We start from the raw sequence: 16,030 nt of genomic DNA, 5'->3' as shown, positions 1-16,030 counted from the left end.
CCCTGTTTCTCGCTGGTCTTCGCCAGCGGCAGGCGGCACAGATTAATCAACCGCGTAATATCTCGACCGGAATCGATCAAGGGTTAGAATTACGCAGAATTAATAGATTGTTACAGCGCTTTTGTGGAGTGGTTAATTACAGATCCGCAAACAGAACTGTCTGACCGGCATAAAGGCAGTAAAAACATTGCCTGAGCCTTATTCAAATATTTTCCGCGCTTCAAACGATAAGGGCCGGAAGATATGATCTTCCGGCCCGATATCTGCCTGCCGATTATACAAATAATCAGGCAGAAGCTTTATCGATGAATTTAACAGCGTCGCCGACCGTCAGGATGGTTTCAGCTGCATCATCAGGAATTTCTACGCCGAATTCTTCTTCGAAAGCCATTACCAGCTCAACTGTGTCCAGGCTGTCTGCGCCCAGATCATCAATGAAGCTTGCGCCTTCAGTTACTTTATCGGCATCTACGCCCAGATGTTCAACAACGATTTTCTTGACGCGTTCTGCGGTGTCGCTCATGTCGGACCTCGACCTGTTAATACCATAGCCTTGGTAGCGGCATGGCTGATTGTAATCAAGTGTTAAGATAACTCACCATTGCAACATTCATCACAATGAAAAGCATCCTGTGGATATTCCTACTGCATAATGCCTGAAACAGAAATGCATTTCAGACGCATTATACAATATATTTCAGTTGCAGCGATTTAACTGCTGCGCCGTTGAAGCGCAATCATATTTTATCACTGCAGCCGCCACGAAGCATAAAACATGCAGCGCAGCAATATTCGGGGCATTATCACGGTTCTGCTGTTTGGCAAAGTCCATTTTAACAAGCAACCACAGCGAAACAGAGCAAAAGCCGTTAAAACAACAGAAAAAAGAACTTTATTGCTGCGTTATCAGCTTTTTAAAGCTCTTTTATTCATCATTATTCCGGCCGGAACCGTTCAAAAACCGGCCGGATCTTCATCAGATCATGGCCATACCGCCATTTACGTGCAGGGTCTGGCCTGTCACATAAGCGGCTTCATTACTTGCCAGATAGACAACGGCCGATGCAATTTCAGCCCCCTGCCCCATGCGCTTCATCGGGATAGCCGACATAATGGTGTCTTTTTGCTTCTCATTGAGCTTGTCGGTCATAGCCGACTCAATAAAGCCCGGAGCAACGCAGTTCACAGTCACATTGCGCGAAGCAATTTCCTGAGCCAGCGATTTGGAGAAGCCGATAATACCGGCCTTAGAAGCGCAATAGTTTGCCTGTCCCGGATTACCGGTTACGCCGACAATGGATGTAATATTGATAATACGGCCAAAGCGGCGGCGCATCATCGGATGGGTCAGCTCGCGGGTCAGACCAAACACGGAAGTTAGGTTCACTTCGATCACCGCATCCCAGTCTGCATCGCTCATACGTACAAACAGACCATCACGGGTAATACCGGCATTGTTGACCAGAATATCGACGCCTTCGAGCTGCTTTTCCACAGCCTGACCAAGCGCCTTCACTTCTTCACGGTCGGAAAGGTTCGCAGGGAAGATATAAGCGCGTTCGCCCAGCTCTTTGGCCAGCGCTTCCAGCTTTTCAACGCGGGTGCCGTGCAGAGCAACAATAGCGCCCTGTGCATGCAGCGCGCGTGCTACTTCTTCTCCGATACCGCCGGTTGCACCGGTTACGAGAGCCTTACGGCCAGTCAGATCAAACATGAAATCCTCTTGAATCTGATACGCGGACAATCTTCGTCCGCTTTATAACATTATTTTCAGCGCTTCAAAATCTGAGCGATTACGCCAGCAGCGTCTGGAGAACAGCATCAATCTCTTCAGCAGTGCCGACAGTCACACCGGTTACATCTTTGGAGATGCGGCGTGCCAAGCCGGTCAGCACCTTGCCGGAACCGATTTCATAAAGCGTTGTTACGCCGTGGCCTGCGAACCATTCAACAGTCTCGCGCCAACGCACCTGACCTGTGACCTGCTCAACCAGCAGATCAGCAATTTCAATCGGATCCTTAACCGGAGCAACGCGCACATTGGCGATTACCGGCACAACAGGCGCCTGCTTGTTCACAGTTGCCAGCGCTTCACGCATTGCATTGGCAGCAGGCGCCATCAGGCTGGAATGGAATGGTGCGGAGACCGGCAGCATGATTGCACGTTTCGCACCGCGCTCAGACGCCAGTTTAGCAGCCAGCTCAACTGCGGCTTTGGAACCGGAAATAACCAGCTGACCGCCGCCATTATCATTAGCGATCTGGCAAGAACCTTCTGCGGAAGCCTGTTCGCAAATTGCAAAAACATCAGCATGTTCAAGTCCGATGATTGCAGCCATGGCACCTTCACCGACCGGCACGGCAGCCTGCATTGCATTGCCGCGGATACGCAACAAGCGGGCAGTATCGGAAATGGAGAATGTACCGGCAGCGCACAGAGCCGAATATTCGCCGAGCGAATGACCGGCAACATAAGCGACTTTATCCTGCAGTTTCAGCCCCTGTGATTCCAGCACCCGCATAACAGCCATTGAAACTGCCATCAGTGCAGGCTGGGCATTTGCTGTCAATGTCAGCTGATCTTCCGGCCCTTCAAACATCAGGGTTGAGAGTTTTTCACCGAGCGCATCATCAACTTCTTCGAAAACAGCGCGCGCTTCCGGATAGGTTTCAGCTAAAGCCTTGCCCATACCGACAGCCTGACTGCCCTGTCCCGGAAATGTAAATGCTACAGTCATTAAAGCCTCTTTATTTTGTATCTGTGTTTGGCGATCCGCACACATATATATTATATTGCCTCTGCGGATACGATAAAATTATCTATAACTGCAAAGCCCTGTGCCTTTCAGCCGCTTTCAAGTCAAGTCTTCGCGCCTGAAAACCCGTATGCACCGCTGCTATAACCAGTGTTTTTGCCTGCATAAGATGCACAACACGCATAGCTTTGCTTTTGCCGGTTGCAAAATTTTCAAAAAGCCACTAATAGGCACTCGTCATTGTCCGGCATCAGCTGGGGGCTGAACGGAGGCCGGATTTAAATATCCGGAGAAATTCTAGCGATTTCAACCTCCCGTGTCTCCGCTCTCGATCGTCTCGACCCGCGTCCTTTCTTCTCCGTTTTACGGATATAGACAAGTCGCAGAGGCTTAGCCGTTGATCCGGATGGTGGTTTTTTGAAGAAAGGCAAAGACAATGGCTCTTTATGAACATGTGATCCTTGCCCGACAGGATATCTCGCAGCAGCAGGTTGACGCACTGGTAGAACAGTACAAGGGCGTTCTTGAAGCTAACGGTGGTAAAGTCGGGAAAATCGAAAGCTGGGGACTGCGTCCTCTGACTTATCGTATCAAAAAGAACCGTAAAGCTTACTACACACTGGTAAACATCGATGCTCCTGCTGCTGCAGTTGCTGAAATGGAACGCCAGATGCGTATTAACGAAGACGTTCTCCGCTTCATGACCATTCGTGTTGAAGAACACGAAGAAGGCCAGTCAGCAATGCTGAGCCGTCGTGATGACCGTCGTGAACGTGAAGACCGTTTCGGCCGTGATGACGATCGTCCACGCCGTCCGCGTCGTCCACGCGACAACGAATCTGCCGGTGAAGGAGAAGAATAATGGTTGATATCAATCAGATCCCGACCCGTCGTCCGTTCCATCGTCGTCGTAAGACCTGCCCATTCACAGGTCCTAACGCACCGAAGATCGATTACAAGGACATCAAACTCCTGCAGCGTTACATTTCTGAACGCGGCAAGATCGTTCCTTCCCGCATTACAGCTGTAAGCCAGAAGAAACAGCGCGAACTCGCAAAAGCGATCAAGCGTGCACGTTTCCTCGGCCTGCTGCCATATGTTGTGAAATAAGATTTTTGATTCGGGGTGTGTCCGCACACCCCGGTTCATTTCTGATGCACCGGGGCATTAAAAACCGGAATAAATGATTTAGTGGCCGCAAGGTCAGGTTGGGAACAGAGCGCTGAAGCGATCGTTCTCTAACTGCAACCGGAAACTTCCGGGCAGGACAGCAGGATTAAGATGAATTACAATAGCAAACATATCGGAACCGGTGTTCTTGCGGGGCTTGCAGCCGCGCTGCTGGCGTCCGGCGTGCTGGTTCAATCCGGCCTTGCTATGGTTCTCTATGTCCTCACCCCTCTTCCTATTTTTATCGCCGCTCTTGGCTGGGGTACTGCCGCCGGTCTGATTGCCGCTGCTACAGCGAGCATTGCCGTTGCGATTTTCGCCGCGCCTATGGTTGCGGTTCTGATTGCCCTCACCAGTTTCATCCCTGCTGCAACCGGCGCTTATCTTGCTGGTCTTGCGCGGCCTGCTCAGGAACTGGGCGGCCCTAAAGATGCACTGGTTTGGTATCCGCTGCCAGACATTATGTTCCGCCTCGCACTGCTGATTTCAGTCAGCTTCATCATCGTCGGCTCAATTATCGGCTATGGCGAAGAAATGGTGCGTGAACTGACCGGTGCGATGATTGCAAGCCTGCAGGCCTCTGATCCGCAGTTCAATGCAAGTGACGATTTCCGTGAAATGCTGCAGCAGTTTCTGCTGTTCGGTCTGCCTGCCATTCAGGCTGCAACCAGCCTGATGTTCCTGACCGCGAATTTCTATCTCGCGCTGCGCATCACTGAACGCTCCGGCGTGCTGCGCCGCCCGCGCGATAACTGGCCTGCAACATTGCGCATGCCGCGCCCTGCTCTGCTGGTTTTTGCACTGACCTTTGCCGGCTCCATGTTCCTGTCCGGCCCTGCAAGCATGATCGCCACCACTTTCGCCGGTGCACTTGCTGCGGGCTTTATCATGGCCGGTCTGGCAATTATTCACTGGCGGACACGCGGTGCCACATGGCGTCCGTTTGCGCTGTGGCTTGCCTATTTTCTGCTCATCATCTTCGCATTCTCTGCACTGATCTTTCTGGTATTCGGCCTGCTCGATACATCGCGCGGCGCTCCGCTCTCCAAAGATCCGTCTCAGAATTCATAACCATAAACACATTCAGAACTTAAACACTCAAGGAATAGTCCAATGAAAGTTATCCTGCTTGAACGCATCAGCCGCCTCGGTCAGATGGGCGATACTGTTACTGTAAAAGACGGCTTTGCCCGTAACTTCCTGCTCCCGCAGGGCAAGGCACTGCGTGCCAACGAAGCCAACATGGCTCGTTTTGAATCCCAGCGCGCTCAGCTCGAAGCCCGTGATCTGGAACGCAAAACCGAAGCACAGGCCGTTGCTGACAAGCTGGACGGCAAAAGCTTCATCGTTGTTCGCTCGGCTGGTGAAACTGGTCAGCTGTACGGTTCGGTTTCGACACGTGACGTTGCTGATGTTGTAACTGCTGAAGGCTTCTCGCTGAACCGCAACCAGGTTGACCTGAACCACGCGATCAAGACAATCGGCATTCACACAATCTCGATCGTTCTGCATCCGGAAGTATCGGCAACAATCACCATCAATATCGCACGTACAGCTGACGAAGCTCTGCGTCAGGAAAAAGGTGAAGATCTGTCGACTGCTGCTGCTATCTACGGCATCGAAGAAGAGCCTCTGGCTGAAGAAGTTTTCGACGAAGACTTCGATGGCGAAGAAAACGCATAACCAGCGTTTTCCTACAGATTTCGTATCTGAAAGGCTGCACCGGACATCCGGTGCAGCTTTTTTATTACCCCTTTATTTATGAAACCATCACGTGAAAATGATTACACTCTCCGTAATTATTTCTGCCCCGCTCTTTCCAGAACAATAAAACCCGCTATTCTTAAAGCGCTGTACCGTGTTTAGCTCTTTGTATTGACGCATTATCCAACGAAAAACTGCTTTGCACTTTTCTGGAAATGCTCGAAAGGCGGATACAGGCGCGGAAACTCGCCGCTTCATCCGTCGCTCAACCGGTTCTGCAAGATCGGAGGAGGATGAGACATGAGTAGCATGCTGCATTCGGTTCTGAACAAGCTGATCTCAAGCGGCGATCTTAAAGTACAATTTGCCGATGGTACGACACACACTTACGGCAACGGCACTTCGCCGCATGTCACGCTTGCCTTTCACAACAAAGCGGCGGAAAGAGCAATTGCTCTTGATCCGGAACTGAAGCTTGGCGAATGTTTCATGGACGGGGATATCAGTTTTCCCGAAGGCGATATTTACAGCTTTCTCCGGTTAGTCTTTGAGAATACCGGCCCCACGGCGGCAAAAGAGCCGTGGATGCGTGTTTTAACCCGATTACGCAAGATTTTCAGACCCTTACAGCAAATGAACACGCTGGCACGCTCATCCAGAAATGTGCAACGGCACTATGATCTGAGCGGCGATCTGTATGATCTGTTTCTTGATCCCGACAAGCAATATTCCTGCGCCTATTTTGAAACGCCGCAGACCAGCCTTGCGGAAGCACAACTGGCCAAGAAACGGCATATTGCGGCCAAACTGCAAATCAAACCGGAAGATAAATTACTGGATATCGGCTGCGGCTGGGGCGGGTTAGGTCTGTATTTTGCTGAATTTCTTGATGCGGATGTTACCGGGGTAACCCTGTCTCAGGAACAGTTTCAGATCGCCAATCAACGGGCAAAAGCGCGCGGGCTGAATCAACAGGCGCAGTTCTTGTTGCAGGATTATCGCGAGCTGAACCAGCAATTCGACCGGATCAGCTCTGTCGGCATGTTTGAGCATGTGGGTGTTACCCATTATGCCGAATTTTTTCAGCAGGTTGCGCGGCTGTTAAAACCGGATGGTTCCATGCTGCTGCACTCTATCGGCCGCAGTGACGAGCCTTCCGTCACCAATCCGTTCATCCGTAAATATATTTTCCCCGGCGGCTATATCCCCTCCCTCTCGGAAGTCTTGCCGCATATTGAAAATGCGGGACTGATTATAACGGATATCGAAATTCTCCGCCTGCATTATGCGGAAACCCTCAAAGCATGGCGTGAAGCTTTCATGGCAAACCGCGATAAAGCAAAAGCCATTTATGATGAGCGTTTTTGCCGGATGTGGGAATTTTATCTGGCAGGCTCGGAATCCGCCTTCCGCTGGCAGAATATGATGGTGTTTCAGATACAGCTTGCACACAGGCAGGATGCCGTGCCGCTGACCCGCAATTATATTGAGCAAGAGGAAAAGCGGCTTAAGCGACTGGAAATGCGCAAATTCAAAGCCTGCAATGACAGCAGCAGCGAGAAAGCCAGCCCGAAACATCTGGTTTATTAAAGCAGCGGTCAACGGCTGCAATTTTGTGACAAATTGACGACACTCTGTTGTCCATAAAGTTTTTATCAAGAGATTGTGAAGTTCCGGCGATTGCACCGCTGGTGCGCTTCAGACATTTATCTGTTTGCTTTTACGCGCTCTTTTACCTGAAACCTGCATCGCATCTTTCGGAGCGCTGTTGTTTCAAGGGATAAATATCTGATGCCCAGCGTGCAAACCAAGCTGCACCCACGCCTGAATAAAACAACCCTGCTTGTCTTATCAGCAGGATTACTGGTTCTTCTCGCTTCCTATCCGCTGGCACTCATTCTCCCTGCATGGACATCATGGGAAAACGGCCCTGTTGAAAACGCTCAGGCAATATTGCTGTTTCTGGGTATGATACAGGCACTGATTTTTCAAAAATCCGGCAGTTCTGACTGGAAATGGTTCTGGCGCGGTGCGGCATTGATCTGGTTTATCTGCGCAGTTCGGGAATTGAGCTGGGGTGCGGTTTTCCTTGAGCCGATCAGCCTTTCCGAGCTTGGCCCTTTCTTCTCATCACGCCAGCTCTGGTACAAACCAGCCATCATGCCGGCATTGATTGCCTCTATTTTGCTGTTAGCGGTTCTGATGCTGAAAAACGGCACGCATAAATTGCTCAAACCATTGCAGCAATCCGGCGGCCTACCATGGGGTGCATTTTTGCTGGCAACGCTATGCATGATGATTTCAACAGCAGCAGAAGAGCATCTTGGCCTCACAACCGGCCTGACCGGCGCAGCCGCTCAAAACCTTGAAGAACTGAGCGAATTGGCTGCCTATATTTTTCTTCTGACCGGACAGTTCCAGCTCCGCTACCACCAGTCTTTGCTGGTGACTACGGACTGATCCCCGTTAAAAGACCCCACGCGACGACTATCTGACAGGCAGTTCTTGCAGCTGCAGCCTGTGAATCGCTGTGAATCATGGTATAGCCGCTTCAACTGCACCGGCAGATTGTTTACACTCATATTTCAACAGACTCTGATGTCCGGCTTTTTGCCGGATAATTCCCGCTTGATTGCGGCAAAGGATCCAGAACTTTATGGCTGACGCGACTGTTCACAAACTTGAAGAGACACGGGACACCCAGAATTCGCTTTACCGCGAAGCCCCGAACAATATCGAAGCGGAACAGGCTCTTCTCGGCGCGATTTTGATTAATAATGATGCTTTTTACCGTGTTTCGGACTTTCTGAAGCCGCCGCATTTTTACGACCCGCTGCATCGCCGTATTTATGAACTGGCGTCCGAACTGATCCGCGTTGGTAAAATGGCCAATCCGGTTACCATGAAAACCTTCCTGCCTGCCGATGATAAAGTCGGCGACATGACCGTGTTTCAATATGTGGTGCGCCTTGCCGCTGAAGCGGTAACCGTTATCAATGCGGAAGATTATGGCCGCGCGATCTATGATCTTGCCACACGCCGCTCGCTGATTGGCATCGGTGAGGAAATGGTCAATGTCGCCTATGATGCGCCGGTCGATATGGCACCGCGAAGCCAGATTGAAGATGCCGAGCGCCGCCTGTTTGAACTGGCCGAAACCGGTCGCTATGACGGCGGCTTCCAGCCTTTCAACGAAGCCGTTAAAACCGCGATTGATCTCGCGGGTGTAGCCTTCCAGCGTGACGGGCACCTCTCCGGTGTTTCCACCGGCATCCACATGCTGGATGGTAAGATGGGTGGCTTGCAGTCTTCCGACTTGATCGTGCTGGCGGGACGTCCGGGTATGGGTAAGACCTCCCTTGCCACCAATATCGCCTTCAATATTGCCGCTGCCTATCAGGGTGAACAGCTGGCTGACGGCTCAATGAAAGCCATCAATGGTGGTGTGGTCGGCTTCTTCTCGCTCGAAATGTCCGCTGAACAGCTGGCAACCCGTATTATTTCCGAGCAGACAGAGGTTTCCTCATCCAAAATCCGCCGCGGTGAAATCTCGGAAACCGATTTTGAAAAGCTGATCGCCTGCACACAGACGATGCAGCGTATTCCGCTTTATATTGACCAGACCGGTGGTATCTCCATTGCGCAGTTGTCTGCACGTGCCCGCCGCCTCAAGCGTCAGCGCGGCCTTGACTGTCTGGTGATTGACTATATTCAGTTGATGACCGGTTCGTCGAAAGCCTCGGCGCAGAACCGCGTGCAGGAAATCACCGAAATCACCACGGGTCTCAAAGCCCTCGGCAAAGAGCTGAATGTGCCGATTATCGCACTGTCACAGCTCTCCCGTCAGGTAGAAAACCGCGAAGACAAACGCCCGCAGCTCTCCGATCTTCGTGAATCTGGTTCCATCGAGCAGGATGCGGACGTTGTGCTCTTCGTGTATCGTGAAGAATATTACGTCAAAAACCTTGAACCACGCGACGAATTCGATCCGAAATATGACGAGTGGAAAATGCACTTTGAGAAAGTCAAAGGCACGGCAGACGTTATCATCGCCAAACAGCGTCACGGTCCTACCGGTACTGTAAAGCTCGCCTTCCAGTCAGAATTCACGCGCTTTACCGATCTGGCCGAAGGCACTTATCTTCCTGAACAATATGACGATCACTGAAAGAGCATAACTTGGCCAAGAACCGGATTCAGTTCATCTGCCAGAATTGCGGTGCCACGCATTCGCGCTGGGCAGGCAAATGCGACGGCTGCGGCGAGTGGAACACACTTGTCGAAGAAGGCACATCCGGCGGCATCGGTTCCGGCCCTGGCAAAATGGCGATGCGCAAAGGCCGTGCCGTTGCGCTCACCACGCTCTCCGGTGAGATTGAAGATGCACCGCGCATCCAGTCCGGTATTAGTGAGCTGGATCGCGTAACCGGCGGCGGTTTTGTCCGCGGTTCCGCACTGTTGGTTGGTGGTGATCCGGGTATCGGTAAATCAACATTGCTCACACAGGCCGCGGCTGCATTGGCACGTCGCGGCAACCGCATCATCTATGTTTCGGGTGAAGAAGCGGTGGCACAGATCCGTTTGCGCGCACAGCGTCTGCATGCAGCTGATACGTCCGTGGAACTGGCGGCAGAAACCAATGTCGAGGATATTCTCGCGACCATTGATACCAAGCCACGTCCTGATCTGGTGATTATCGATTCCATCCAGACTTTATGGACAGATGCGGCCGACAGCGCACCGGGTTCGGTGACGCAGGTGCGTGCCGGTGCGCAGGCGATGATACGCTATGCCAAATCAACGGGTGCTGCCGTGGTGCTGGTTGGCCATGTGACCAAAGAAGGTCAGATTGCAGGCCCGCGCGTGGTTGAGCATATGGTTGACGGCGTTTTGTATTTTGAAGGCGAAGGCGGCCATCATTACCGTATCCTGCGCACAGTCAAAAACCGTTTTGGCCCGACCGATGAGATCGGCGTTTTTGAAATGTCCGATAAAGGTTTGCGGGAAGTCTCCAACCCGTCCGAACTGTTTCTTGGCGAGCGTAACGAAAAGGCTCCGGGGGCTGCGGTATTTGCCGGTATGGAAGGCACCCGCCCTGTTCTCGTGGAAATTCAGGCACTTGTTGCCCCGTCTACACTTGGCACTCCGCGTCGCGCCGTTGTCGGCTGGGATAACAGTCGCCTCTCCATGACGCTTGCTGTGCTGGAAGCCCATTGCGGCGTGCGCTTCGGTCAGCATGATGTTTATCTCAATGTGGCCGGTGGTTATCGTATTTCCGAGCCTGCTGCGGATATGGCTGTTGCGGCAGCGCTTGTCTCGTCGCTTGCCGGTATTCCGCTGCCTGCCAACAGCGTTTATTTTGGTGAAGTCAGTCTTTCCGGTGCAGTACGTGCCGTAGCTCATGCTGCGCAACGCATTAAAGAGGCGGAGAAACTCGGCTTTAAACAGGCTGTTCTGCCTGTGGGCGGGGGTGAGTTGTCACGCCCACACAATTTCACGCTGACAGAAACCGGCTCCCTGCCCGATCTGGTGGCACGTATTGCAGCTTCCGGCCCCGGTAAGAATGCGCAGAACCGCGATTAGCATAGGTCTATCACTACAGAAACTCGGGAATCATAGGCTCTCTGCAACTTAAAATAATGGATGCGGAGCATTAACAACCGGACATAGGCTGTAATTTTTACAGGCTATAACGGCTTTAAATTGCAATCGGCTCCCGAATTAGTGATTTATGAAAGAAATTCAGGTTAATTTTCGACGACAAAAGTGTCACAACTCTATCGGACTGACGCGAGACACTGTAAATCTTTGAGCTGCGGCAATTATGCCCGCACGAAATTATATGTCCCGAGGGACAGACCGACACAGAGGAATTAGGCAGGATGCCGATTACATTGCTAGACGGAATTCTTATCGGGGTAACCCTCGTATCGGCCATTCTGGCCATGGTACGCGGATTTTCGCGCGAAGTGCTTTCGGTGGCATCCTGGGCTGCGGCAGCTCTGGCCGCCTATTTCTTCTATAAGCCTGTCGTGCCCTACCTGCAGCCATATATCAGCAATGAAACCATTCTGAATATTGCGGCAGCCGGTTCGGTCTTTCTGGTGACATTGATTGTTGTATCAATCATCACCATGAAAATTGCCGATTTCATCATCGACAGCCGTATTGGTGCGCTTGACCGCACACTGGGTTTTATTTTCGGCGCAGCACGCGGCGTTCTGCTGGTTGTGGTTGCAATGCTGTTCTTCAACTGGCTTGTGGCTACAGATCAGCCAAGCTGGATCACCAATGCCAAATCCAAGCCGATGCTGGATTCTCTTGGCCAGCAACTGGTGGATATGCTGCCGGAAGACCCTGAAACCGCAATCATTGAGCGCCTGAAGCCGCAATTGGGCACCCAGCCTTCCGCGCAGGATGTGCCTGAGAATGATGTACCGGCTCAACCGGCAAACTAAATTCAGTTCGCATATTTTAATAAAAACGCCGGCAGATAAATCTGCCGGCGTTTTTGTTATACTCCCAGTCTGGCATTCGGCTTTCGGAAATCCGGCCAGCGCCCGATTGTCAAAGCTCTCAGCAGCCATTCCAGCGGCCCGTAATAATAATGGCGCAGCCACCACCGGCTCACAAATAGCTGGACAATGAAAACGGACAGGCCAATCAGAACATTGACAATTGCCGTTGTTTTCTCGATCAACCCAAGACCGAAGCCGTAGAAAATGAAACTGCATATCAGCGATTGCAGCAGATAATTGGACAGCGCCATACGCCCCGCCGGAGCCAGTGCATCACGCCAGAACTGGCCATGTTTTGTGCCGAAAAGCCGGAGCATCAGTGCGATTATACCAAAAGTCAGTAGTGGCGCCGTCACAAGGGTCAATGCCAGACCAAACACTTCCCATTCTGTACCGCTTGCAAACAAACCTGTCAGCGCAGTCAGTACCGATGCGGGCAAACCGATCATGATAGCGGCTTTTATTGCCGGTTTCAGATAAGGTCTGTACAGCTCCGGTTGTGCCAAAAACTGGTGCCTGCCTGCCAGAAAACCGAGTAAGAACATAGCCAGCGCACAGGGAGCCTGTATCAGTAACAGCAAAACCCACATGGTTTGCAGCTCTGTTATATGCTGCATGATAACTGCGCCAAAACTGCCGCTATATGCTGTATGAGCCAGCTGCGCTTCAGCTAAGAGTTCAGCAATGTCTGTCTGATCCGGGTTCCAGAACAAAGCGCCGACCAACAACCAGAGCAATGCCGTTAAACCAATCAGCCAAACCGCAGTTTTAATCAGCGTGTTATCCGGCTTGTTTCGCCAATATAATAAAACCACGCCGAGCACAGCATAAGTTGTCAGAATATCGCCGTGGAAAAGCAGAACTGCATGCAGCAGACCGACAATCCATAAACCGGCCTGACGCCGTAAAAAACGTGGAACAAAAGCCTCTCCGGCACGCTCTGCCGACTGCATTTGTAGAGTGACGCTATAGCCGAACAGAAAAGAGAACAGCAGATAAAATTTCATCTCAAAGATTGTTGAGATGATTAACTGCACGAACTCGTTAAAACCAAAACTTAGTTCTGCATCACTGTTTGGAAACCCGTAAAAAACGGAAGAAAAGGCCAGAATATTGACCTGCAAAATGCCCAGCAGCGCAAAACCGCGCAGGGCATCCACATCCGCAATACGTGACACAGGCTTTGCAGCCGGAGACGGAACATCTGATTTCATTTCTGCGCTTCCTTGCCATTTGCAAGACCAAGCACGCCCGTCATCATTGTTTTCAATGCTGCTTTCTGTTCCTGAGGCTGAAATTGCGGGTCGACAGAAACACGGCTGAAAATACCGTCCACCATCACCATAAGACAATGCACAACCGACGCAGCAGAAAATTGCCGGCTGAACTGTCCGCGCTCCATTCCGAGACTGACCAGATATTCCAGTTCCTCACGCATCACACGGGTGCTCAGCCGGTACAAAACACCGATCTCCGCATCCCGCCCTGCCTCTGCAGCAATTTCCAGAGCCAGCGATGCCTGTGCAGGGTCAGAAGCAACATCCAGCACCACATCAAAAAAAGCGTCCAATGCGGCCACAAGATTTTCCTGCTCGCGCAATGCAGCGACAAATATCTGGGTCTGCTGCAAATCTTCTTCAACAATCGCAGCGATGATTGCTTTCTTGCTTGCGAAATAATGAAACAGATTTCCGGTGCTGACACCTGCCGCCGCACAAATTTGTGCCGTGCTGGTCTGGTGAAACCCCTGCTCCGCGAAACAGGCTTTCGCCGCCTCCAAAATCATCTGTTTCTTTGCCTGATGTTTTTCAGGATCTGTTACGCGCATAGCGCACCTCTAAAATAGACTGAACGCTCGGTTTATTAATTTGAAATCACAGCTTACGCAAGCGATAAAATAATCCACACAGACTGCGACCAAATTGTGCTATTGTTTAAAACCTGAGGAGAACTGTTGTGTATAAGGACTAACCGCCATATATGAGGCTGAAAATCAGAGGCATATGGGGAGTAATGTCTGCGAAGGAGCAATTTTCCTGCTGAGAACAGCAGAAAACATAATCGTCTCCTGAACACCCTCTTCCTGATGTCCCGCTCAGACTTTTCATCAGAGCTGCATTTTGAGCCTCAGTCGTCTGAACTCTGAGCAATGCTCTGAATTGTTCCTTTTGCATGGCACTGCAACCGGAAAGCTTTCGGTTTTGGGACTATGCAGCAAAAGCACTCTTATGATAGAGAGCATTTTTAATTGCTCTGCAATCGAAAGGCCCAGCGGCTATGATAAGTCATTCCGGTGAAACCGCCCATATTTCGTCAGATCATTCTCAGAAGATCTGCGCCTCTCACACAGGAGAGAGCGGCGGCACAGAACCGCTTCATAATTCTTCCCGTTTTTCCTTTGATGAAGACGCCTTGCATGAAGAATGCGGCGTCTTTGGCATTCTCGGCCATGAGGATGCAGCAACGCTGACAGCTCTCGGCCTTCATGCCCTGCAGCATCGCGGACAGGAAGCGGCCGGTATTGTTTCCTATCATGAAGGACGCTTCTATTCCGAACGTCACATGGGGCTGGTTGGCGATCATTTCACCAATCCTGCAACACTGAAGCAGCTGCCGGGCAATCTTTCGATCGGTCATGTGCGCTACTCCACTACCGGTGAAACTGTGCTGCGCAATGTGCAGCCGCTATTTGCCGAACTGGAAGTCGGCGGCATCGCCATTGCCCATAACGGCAATTTCACCAATGGTCTGAGCCTGCGCCGTCATCTGATTGCCTCCGGTGCGATCTGCCAGTCCACTTCTGATTCTGAAGTTGTGCTGCATCTCATCGCCCGTTCGCGCCTCGCGTCATCCAGCGACCGTTTTGTCGATGCAATCCGTCAGGTTGAAGGCGGCTATGCGATCCTCGCTATGACCCGTACCAAACTGATTGCAGCGCGCGATCCTGTCGGTATCCGTCCGCTGGTTATGGGTGAGCTCGACGGCAAGCCGATTTTCTGCTCCGAGACCTGCGCACTCGACATTATCGGTGCAAAATATATCCGTGATGTGGAAAACGGCGAAGTTATCATCTGCGAAACACAGGCAGACGGTTCTATCAGCACCACATCCATTAAGGCGTCGAACCGCAAGCCGGAACGTGTTTGCCTGTTTGAATATGTCTATTTTGCCCGTCCTGACTCCGTTGTCGGCGGCCGCAATGTTTATGTTGCGCGTAAAAACGCCGGTATTAATCTGGCCAAAGAATCTCCGGTTGAAGCAGATGTTGTTGTACCTGTGCCGGATGGCGGTACTCCGGCAGCAATCGGCTATGCACAAGCCAGCGGTATTCCGTTTGAGCTCGGCATTATCCGCAATCACTATGTCGGCCGTACCTTTATTGAACCGACACAGCAGATCCGCGCCCTCGGCGTGAAGCTGAAACATTCCGCAAACCGTGCCATCATTGAAGGCAAACGTGTTGTGCTGGTGGATGACTCCATTGTGCGCGGCACCACTTCGATGAAAATCGTGCGAATGATCCGCGATGCCGGAGCCAAGGAAGTGCATATCCGTGTGGCCTCCCCGATGATCCATCATCCGGATTTCTACGGTATTGATACGCCGGATGCAGACAAGCTGCTGGCCAACCAATATCCTGACCTGCAGGCAATGTGCGATTATATCGGTGCGGATTCGCTGGAATTCCTCTCCATTGACGGTCTTTATGAGGCGGTCGGCGGCGAGAAGCGCAATCCGAAAGCTCCGCAATTTACCGACCATTATTTCACGGGCGACTATCCGACCCGTCTGGTCGATCAGGAAGAATTGTCGAATATTCACAATTTCGCATTACTTTCCAGCAACGGCTAAAATCCTAAAAGGCGGCTTTCAGCCGCCTTT

General features: G+C 51.5%; 15 protein-coding genes. 10 read left to right on the top strand and 5 right to left on the bottom strand.

The genetic code is table 11. From position 1 onward, the window contains the following. Positions 1–286: 286 nt before the first annotated feature. From K1X45_RS15525 to fabD, 3 genes are all read right to left on the bottom strand, one after another. On the bottom strand, positions 287–523 hold the full coding sequence (locus K1X45_RS15525) for an acyl carrier protein (protein ID WP_002963616.1): 237 nt from the start codon (positions 521–523) through the stop codon (positions 287–289). Between the two features lie 453 nt (positions 524–976). Beyond that, positions 977–1,714, bottom strand: a complete 738-nt coding sequence (gene fabG, locus K1X45_RS15520) for a 3-oxoacyl-[acyl-carrier-protein] reductase (protein ID WP_022712181.1) — start codon at positions 1,712–1,714, stop codon at positions 977–979. A 79-nt stretch (positions 1,715–1,793) separates the two neighbouring features. Then, the gene (gene fabD, locus K1X45_RS15515) at positions 1,794–2,738 is read right to left on the bottom strand and encodes an ACP S-malonyltransferase (RefSeq protein ID WP_220159381.1); all 945 of its coding nucleotides are present in this window, start codon (positions 2,736–2,738) and stop codon (positions 1,794–1,796) included. 454 nt (positions 2,739–3,192) lie between these two features. Here fabD and rpsF point away from each other — a divergent pair, with 454 nt between their 5' ends. From rpsF to K1X45_RS15470, 9 genes are all read left to right on the top strand, one after another. Next, entirely contained in the window at positions 3,193–3,618 is a 426-nt protein-coding gene (gene rpsF, locus K1X45_RS15510) for a 30S ribosomal protein S6 (RefSeq protein ID WP_022712183.1), read from the top strand. Continuing rightward, on the top strand, positions 3,618–3,866 hold the full coding sequence (gene rpsR, locus K1X45_RS15505; RefSeq protein ID WP_022712184.1) for a 30S ribosomal protein S18: 249 nt from the start codon (positions 3,618–3,620) through the stop codon (positions 3,864–3,866). The genes rpsF and rpsR overlap by 1 nt, the downstream gene beginning before the upstream one ends. Positions 3,867–4,037: 171 nt before the next feature. Further along, on the top strand, positions 4,038–4,997 hold the full coding sequence (locus K1X45_RS15500; RefSeq protein ID WP_022712185.1) for a DUF2232 domain-containing protein: 960 nt from the start codon (positions 4,038–4,040) through the stop codon (positions 4,995–4,997). 42 nt (positions 4,998–5,039) lie between these two features. Beyond that, the gene (rplI, locus tag K1X45_RS15495; RefSeq protein WP_022712186.1) at positions 5,040–5,609 is read left to right on the top strand and encodes a 50S ribosomal protein L9; all 570 of its coding nucleotides are present in this window, start codon (positions 5,040–5,042) and stop codon (positions 5,607–5,609) included. A 321-nt stretch (positions 5,610–5,930) separates the two neighbouring features. Next, positions 5,931–7,220: a cyclopropane-fatty-acyl-phospholipid synthase family protein gene (locus K1X45_RS15490; protein WP_220159380.1), complete on the top strand. Its 1,290-nt coding sequence runs from the start codon at positions 5,931–5,933 to the stop codon at positions 7,218–7,220. A gap of 201 nt (positions 7,221–7,421) precedes the next feature. Then, the gene (locus K1X45_RS15485) at positions 7,422–8,090 is read left to right on the top strand and encodes a hypothetical protein (RefSeq protein WP_220159379.1); all 669 of its coding nucleotides are present in this window, start codon (positions 7,422–7,424) and stop codon (positions 8,088–8,090) included. Positions 8,091–8,286: 196 nt separating this feature from the next. Continuing rightward, on the top strand, positions 8,287–9,798 hold the full coding sequence (locus K1X45_RS15480; RefSeq protein WP_075654624.1) for a replicative DNA helicase: 1,512 nt from the start codon (positions 8,287–8,289) through the stop codon (positions 9,796–9,798). A gap of 11 nt (positions 9,799–9,809) precedes the next feature. Next, complete coding sequence (gene radA, locus K1X45_RS15475) at positions 9,810–11,213, top strand: DNA repair protein RadA (protein ID WP_151158040.1); 1,404 nt, start codon at positions 9,810–9,812, stop codon at positions 11,211–11,213. A 299-nt stretch (positions 11,214–11,512) separates the two neighbouring features. Continuing rightward, complete coding sequence (locus K1X45_RS15470) at positions 11,513–12,088, top strand: CvpA family protein (RefSeq protein ID WP_022712192.1); 576 nt, start codon at positions 11,513–11,515, stop codon at positions 12,086–12,088. A gap of 56 nt (positions 12,089–12,144) precedes the next feature. On the opposite strand, the gene K1X45_RS15465 is transcribed toward K1X45_RS15470, so the two are convergent. After that, entirely contained in the window at positions 12,145–13,362 is a 1,218-nt protein-coding gene (locus K1X45_RS15465) for a DUF418 domain-containing protein (RefSeq protein ID WP_220159378.1), read from the bottom strand. Continuing rightward, the gene (locus K1X45_RS15460) at positions 13,359–13,976 is read right to left on the bottom strand and encodes a TetR/AcrR family transcriptional regulator (protein ID WP_220159377.1); all 618 of its coding nucleotides are present in this window, start codon (positions 13,974–13,976) and stop codon (positions 13,359–13,361) included. The genes K1X45_RS15465 and K1X45_RS15460 overlap by 4 nt, the downstream gene beginning before the upstream one ends. A 449-nt stretch (positions 13,977–14,425) precedes the next feature. Here K1X45_RS15460 and purF point away from each other — a divergent pair, with 449 nt between their 5' ends. Next, positions 14,426–16,000: an amidophosphoribosyltransferase gene (purF, locus tag K1X45_RS15455; RefSeq protein WP_022712195.1), complete on the top strand. Its 1,575-nt coding sequence runs from the start codon at positions 14,426–14,428 to the stop codon at positions 15,998–16,000. Positions 16,001–16,030: the final 30 nt, after the last annotated feature.

The sequence above is a fragment of the Pseudochrobactrum sp. Wa41.01b-1 genome (assembly GCF_019464455.1).
In the GTDB taxonomy this organism is placed as follows: domain Bacteria; phylum Pseudomonadota; class Alphaproteobacteria; order Rhizobiales; family Rhizobiaceae; genus Pseudochrobactrum; species Pseudochrobactrum saccharolyticum.
The sequence above is the reverse complement of the archived record's forward strand: the minus strand, read 5'-3'. Positions and strand labels throughout refer to the sequence as shown.

Bases quoted from the DNA above. Each gene is read 5' to 3' on its own strand.
- K1X45_RS15465 (WP_220159378.1), bottom strand. From the start codon at position 13,362: ATGAAATCAGATGTTCCGTCTCCGGCTGCAAAGCCTGTGTCACGTATT.
- K1X45_RS15490 (WP_220159380.1), top strand. From the start codon at position 5,931: ATGAGTAGCATGCTGCATTCGGTTCTGAACAAGCTGATCTCAAGCGGC.
- K1X45_RS15480 (WP_075654624.1), top strand. From the start codon at position 8,287: ATGGCTGACGCGACTGTTCACAAACTTGAAGAGACACGGGACACCCAG.
- K1X45_RS15470 (WP_022712192.1), top strand. From the start codon at position 11,513: ATGCCGATTACATTGCTAGACGGAATTCTTATCGGGGTAACCCTCGTA.
- purF (WP_022712195.1), top strand. From the start codon at position 14,426: ATGATAAGTCATTCCGGTGAAACCGCCCATATTTCGTCAGATCATTCT.
- K1X45_RS15485 (WP_220159379.1), top strand. From the start codon at position 7,422: ATGCCCAGCGTGCAAACCAAGCTGCACCCACGCCTGAATAAAACAACC.
- rpsF (WP_022712183.1), top strand. From the start codon at position 3,193: ATGGCTCTTTATGAACATGTGATCCTTGCCCGACAGGATATCTCGCAG.
- fabD (WP_220159381.1), bottom strand. From the start codon at position 2,738: ATGACTGTAGCATTTACATTTCCGGGACAGGGCAGTCAGGCTGTCGGT.
- rpsR (WP_022712184.1), top strand. From the start codon at position 3,618: ATGGTTGATATCAATCAGATCCCGACCCGTCGTCCGTTCCATCGTCGT.
- K1X45_RS15500 (WP_022712185.1), top strand. From the start codon at position 4,038: ATGAATTACAATAGCAAACATATCGGAACCGGTGTTCTTGCGGGGCTT.
- K1X45_RS15460 (WP_220159377.1), bottom strand. From the start codon at position 13,976: ATGCGCGTAACAGATCCTGAAAAACATCAGGCAAAGAAACAGATGATT.
- rplI (WP_022712186.1), top strand. From the start codon at position 5,040: ATGAAAGTTATCCTGCTTGAACGCATCAGCCGCCTCGGTCAGATGGGC.
- K1X45_RS15525 (WP_002963616.1), bottom strand. From the start codon at position 523: ATGAGCGACACCGCAGAACGCGTCAAGAAAATCGTTGTTGAACATCTG.
- fabG (WP_022712181.1), bottom strand. From the start codon at position 1,714: ATGTTTGATCTGACTGGCCGTAAGGCTCTCGTAACCGGTGCAACCGGC.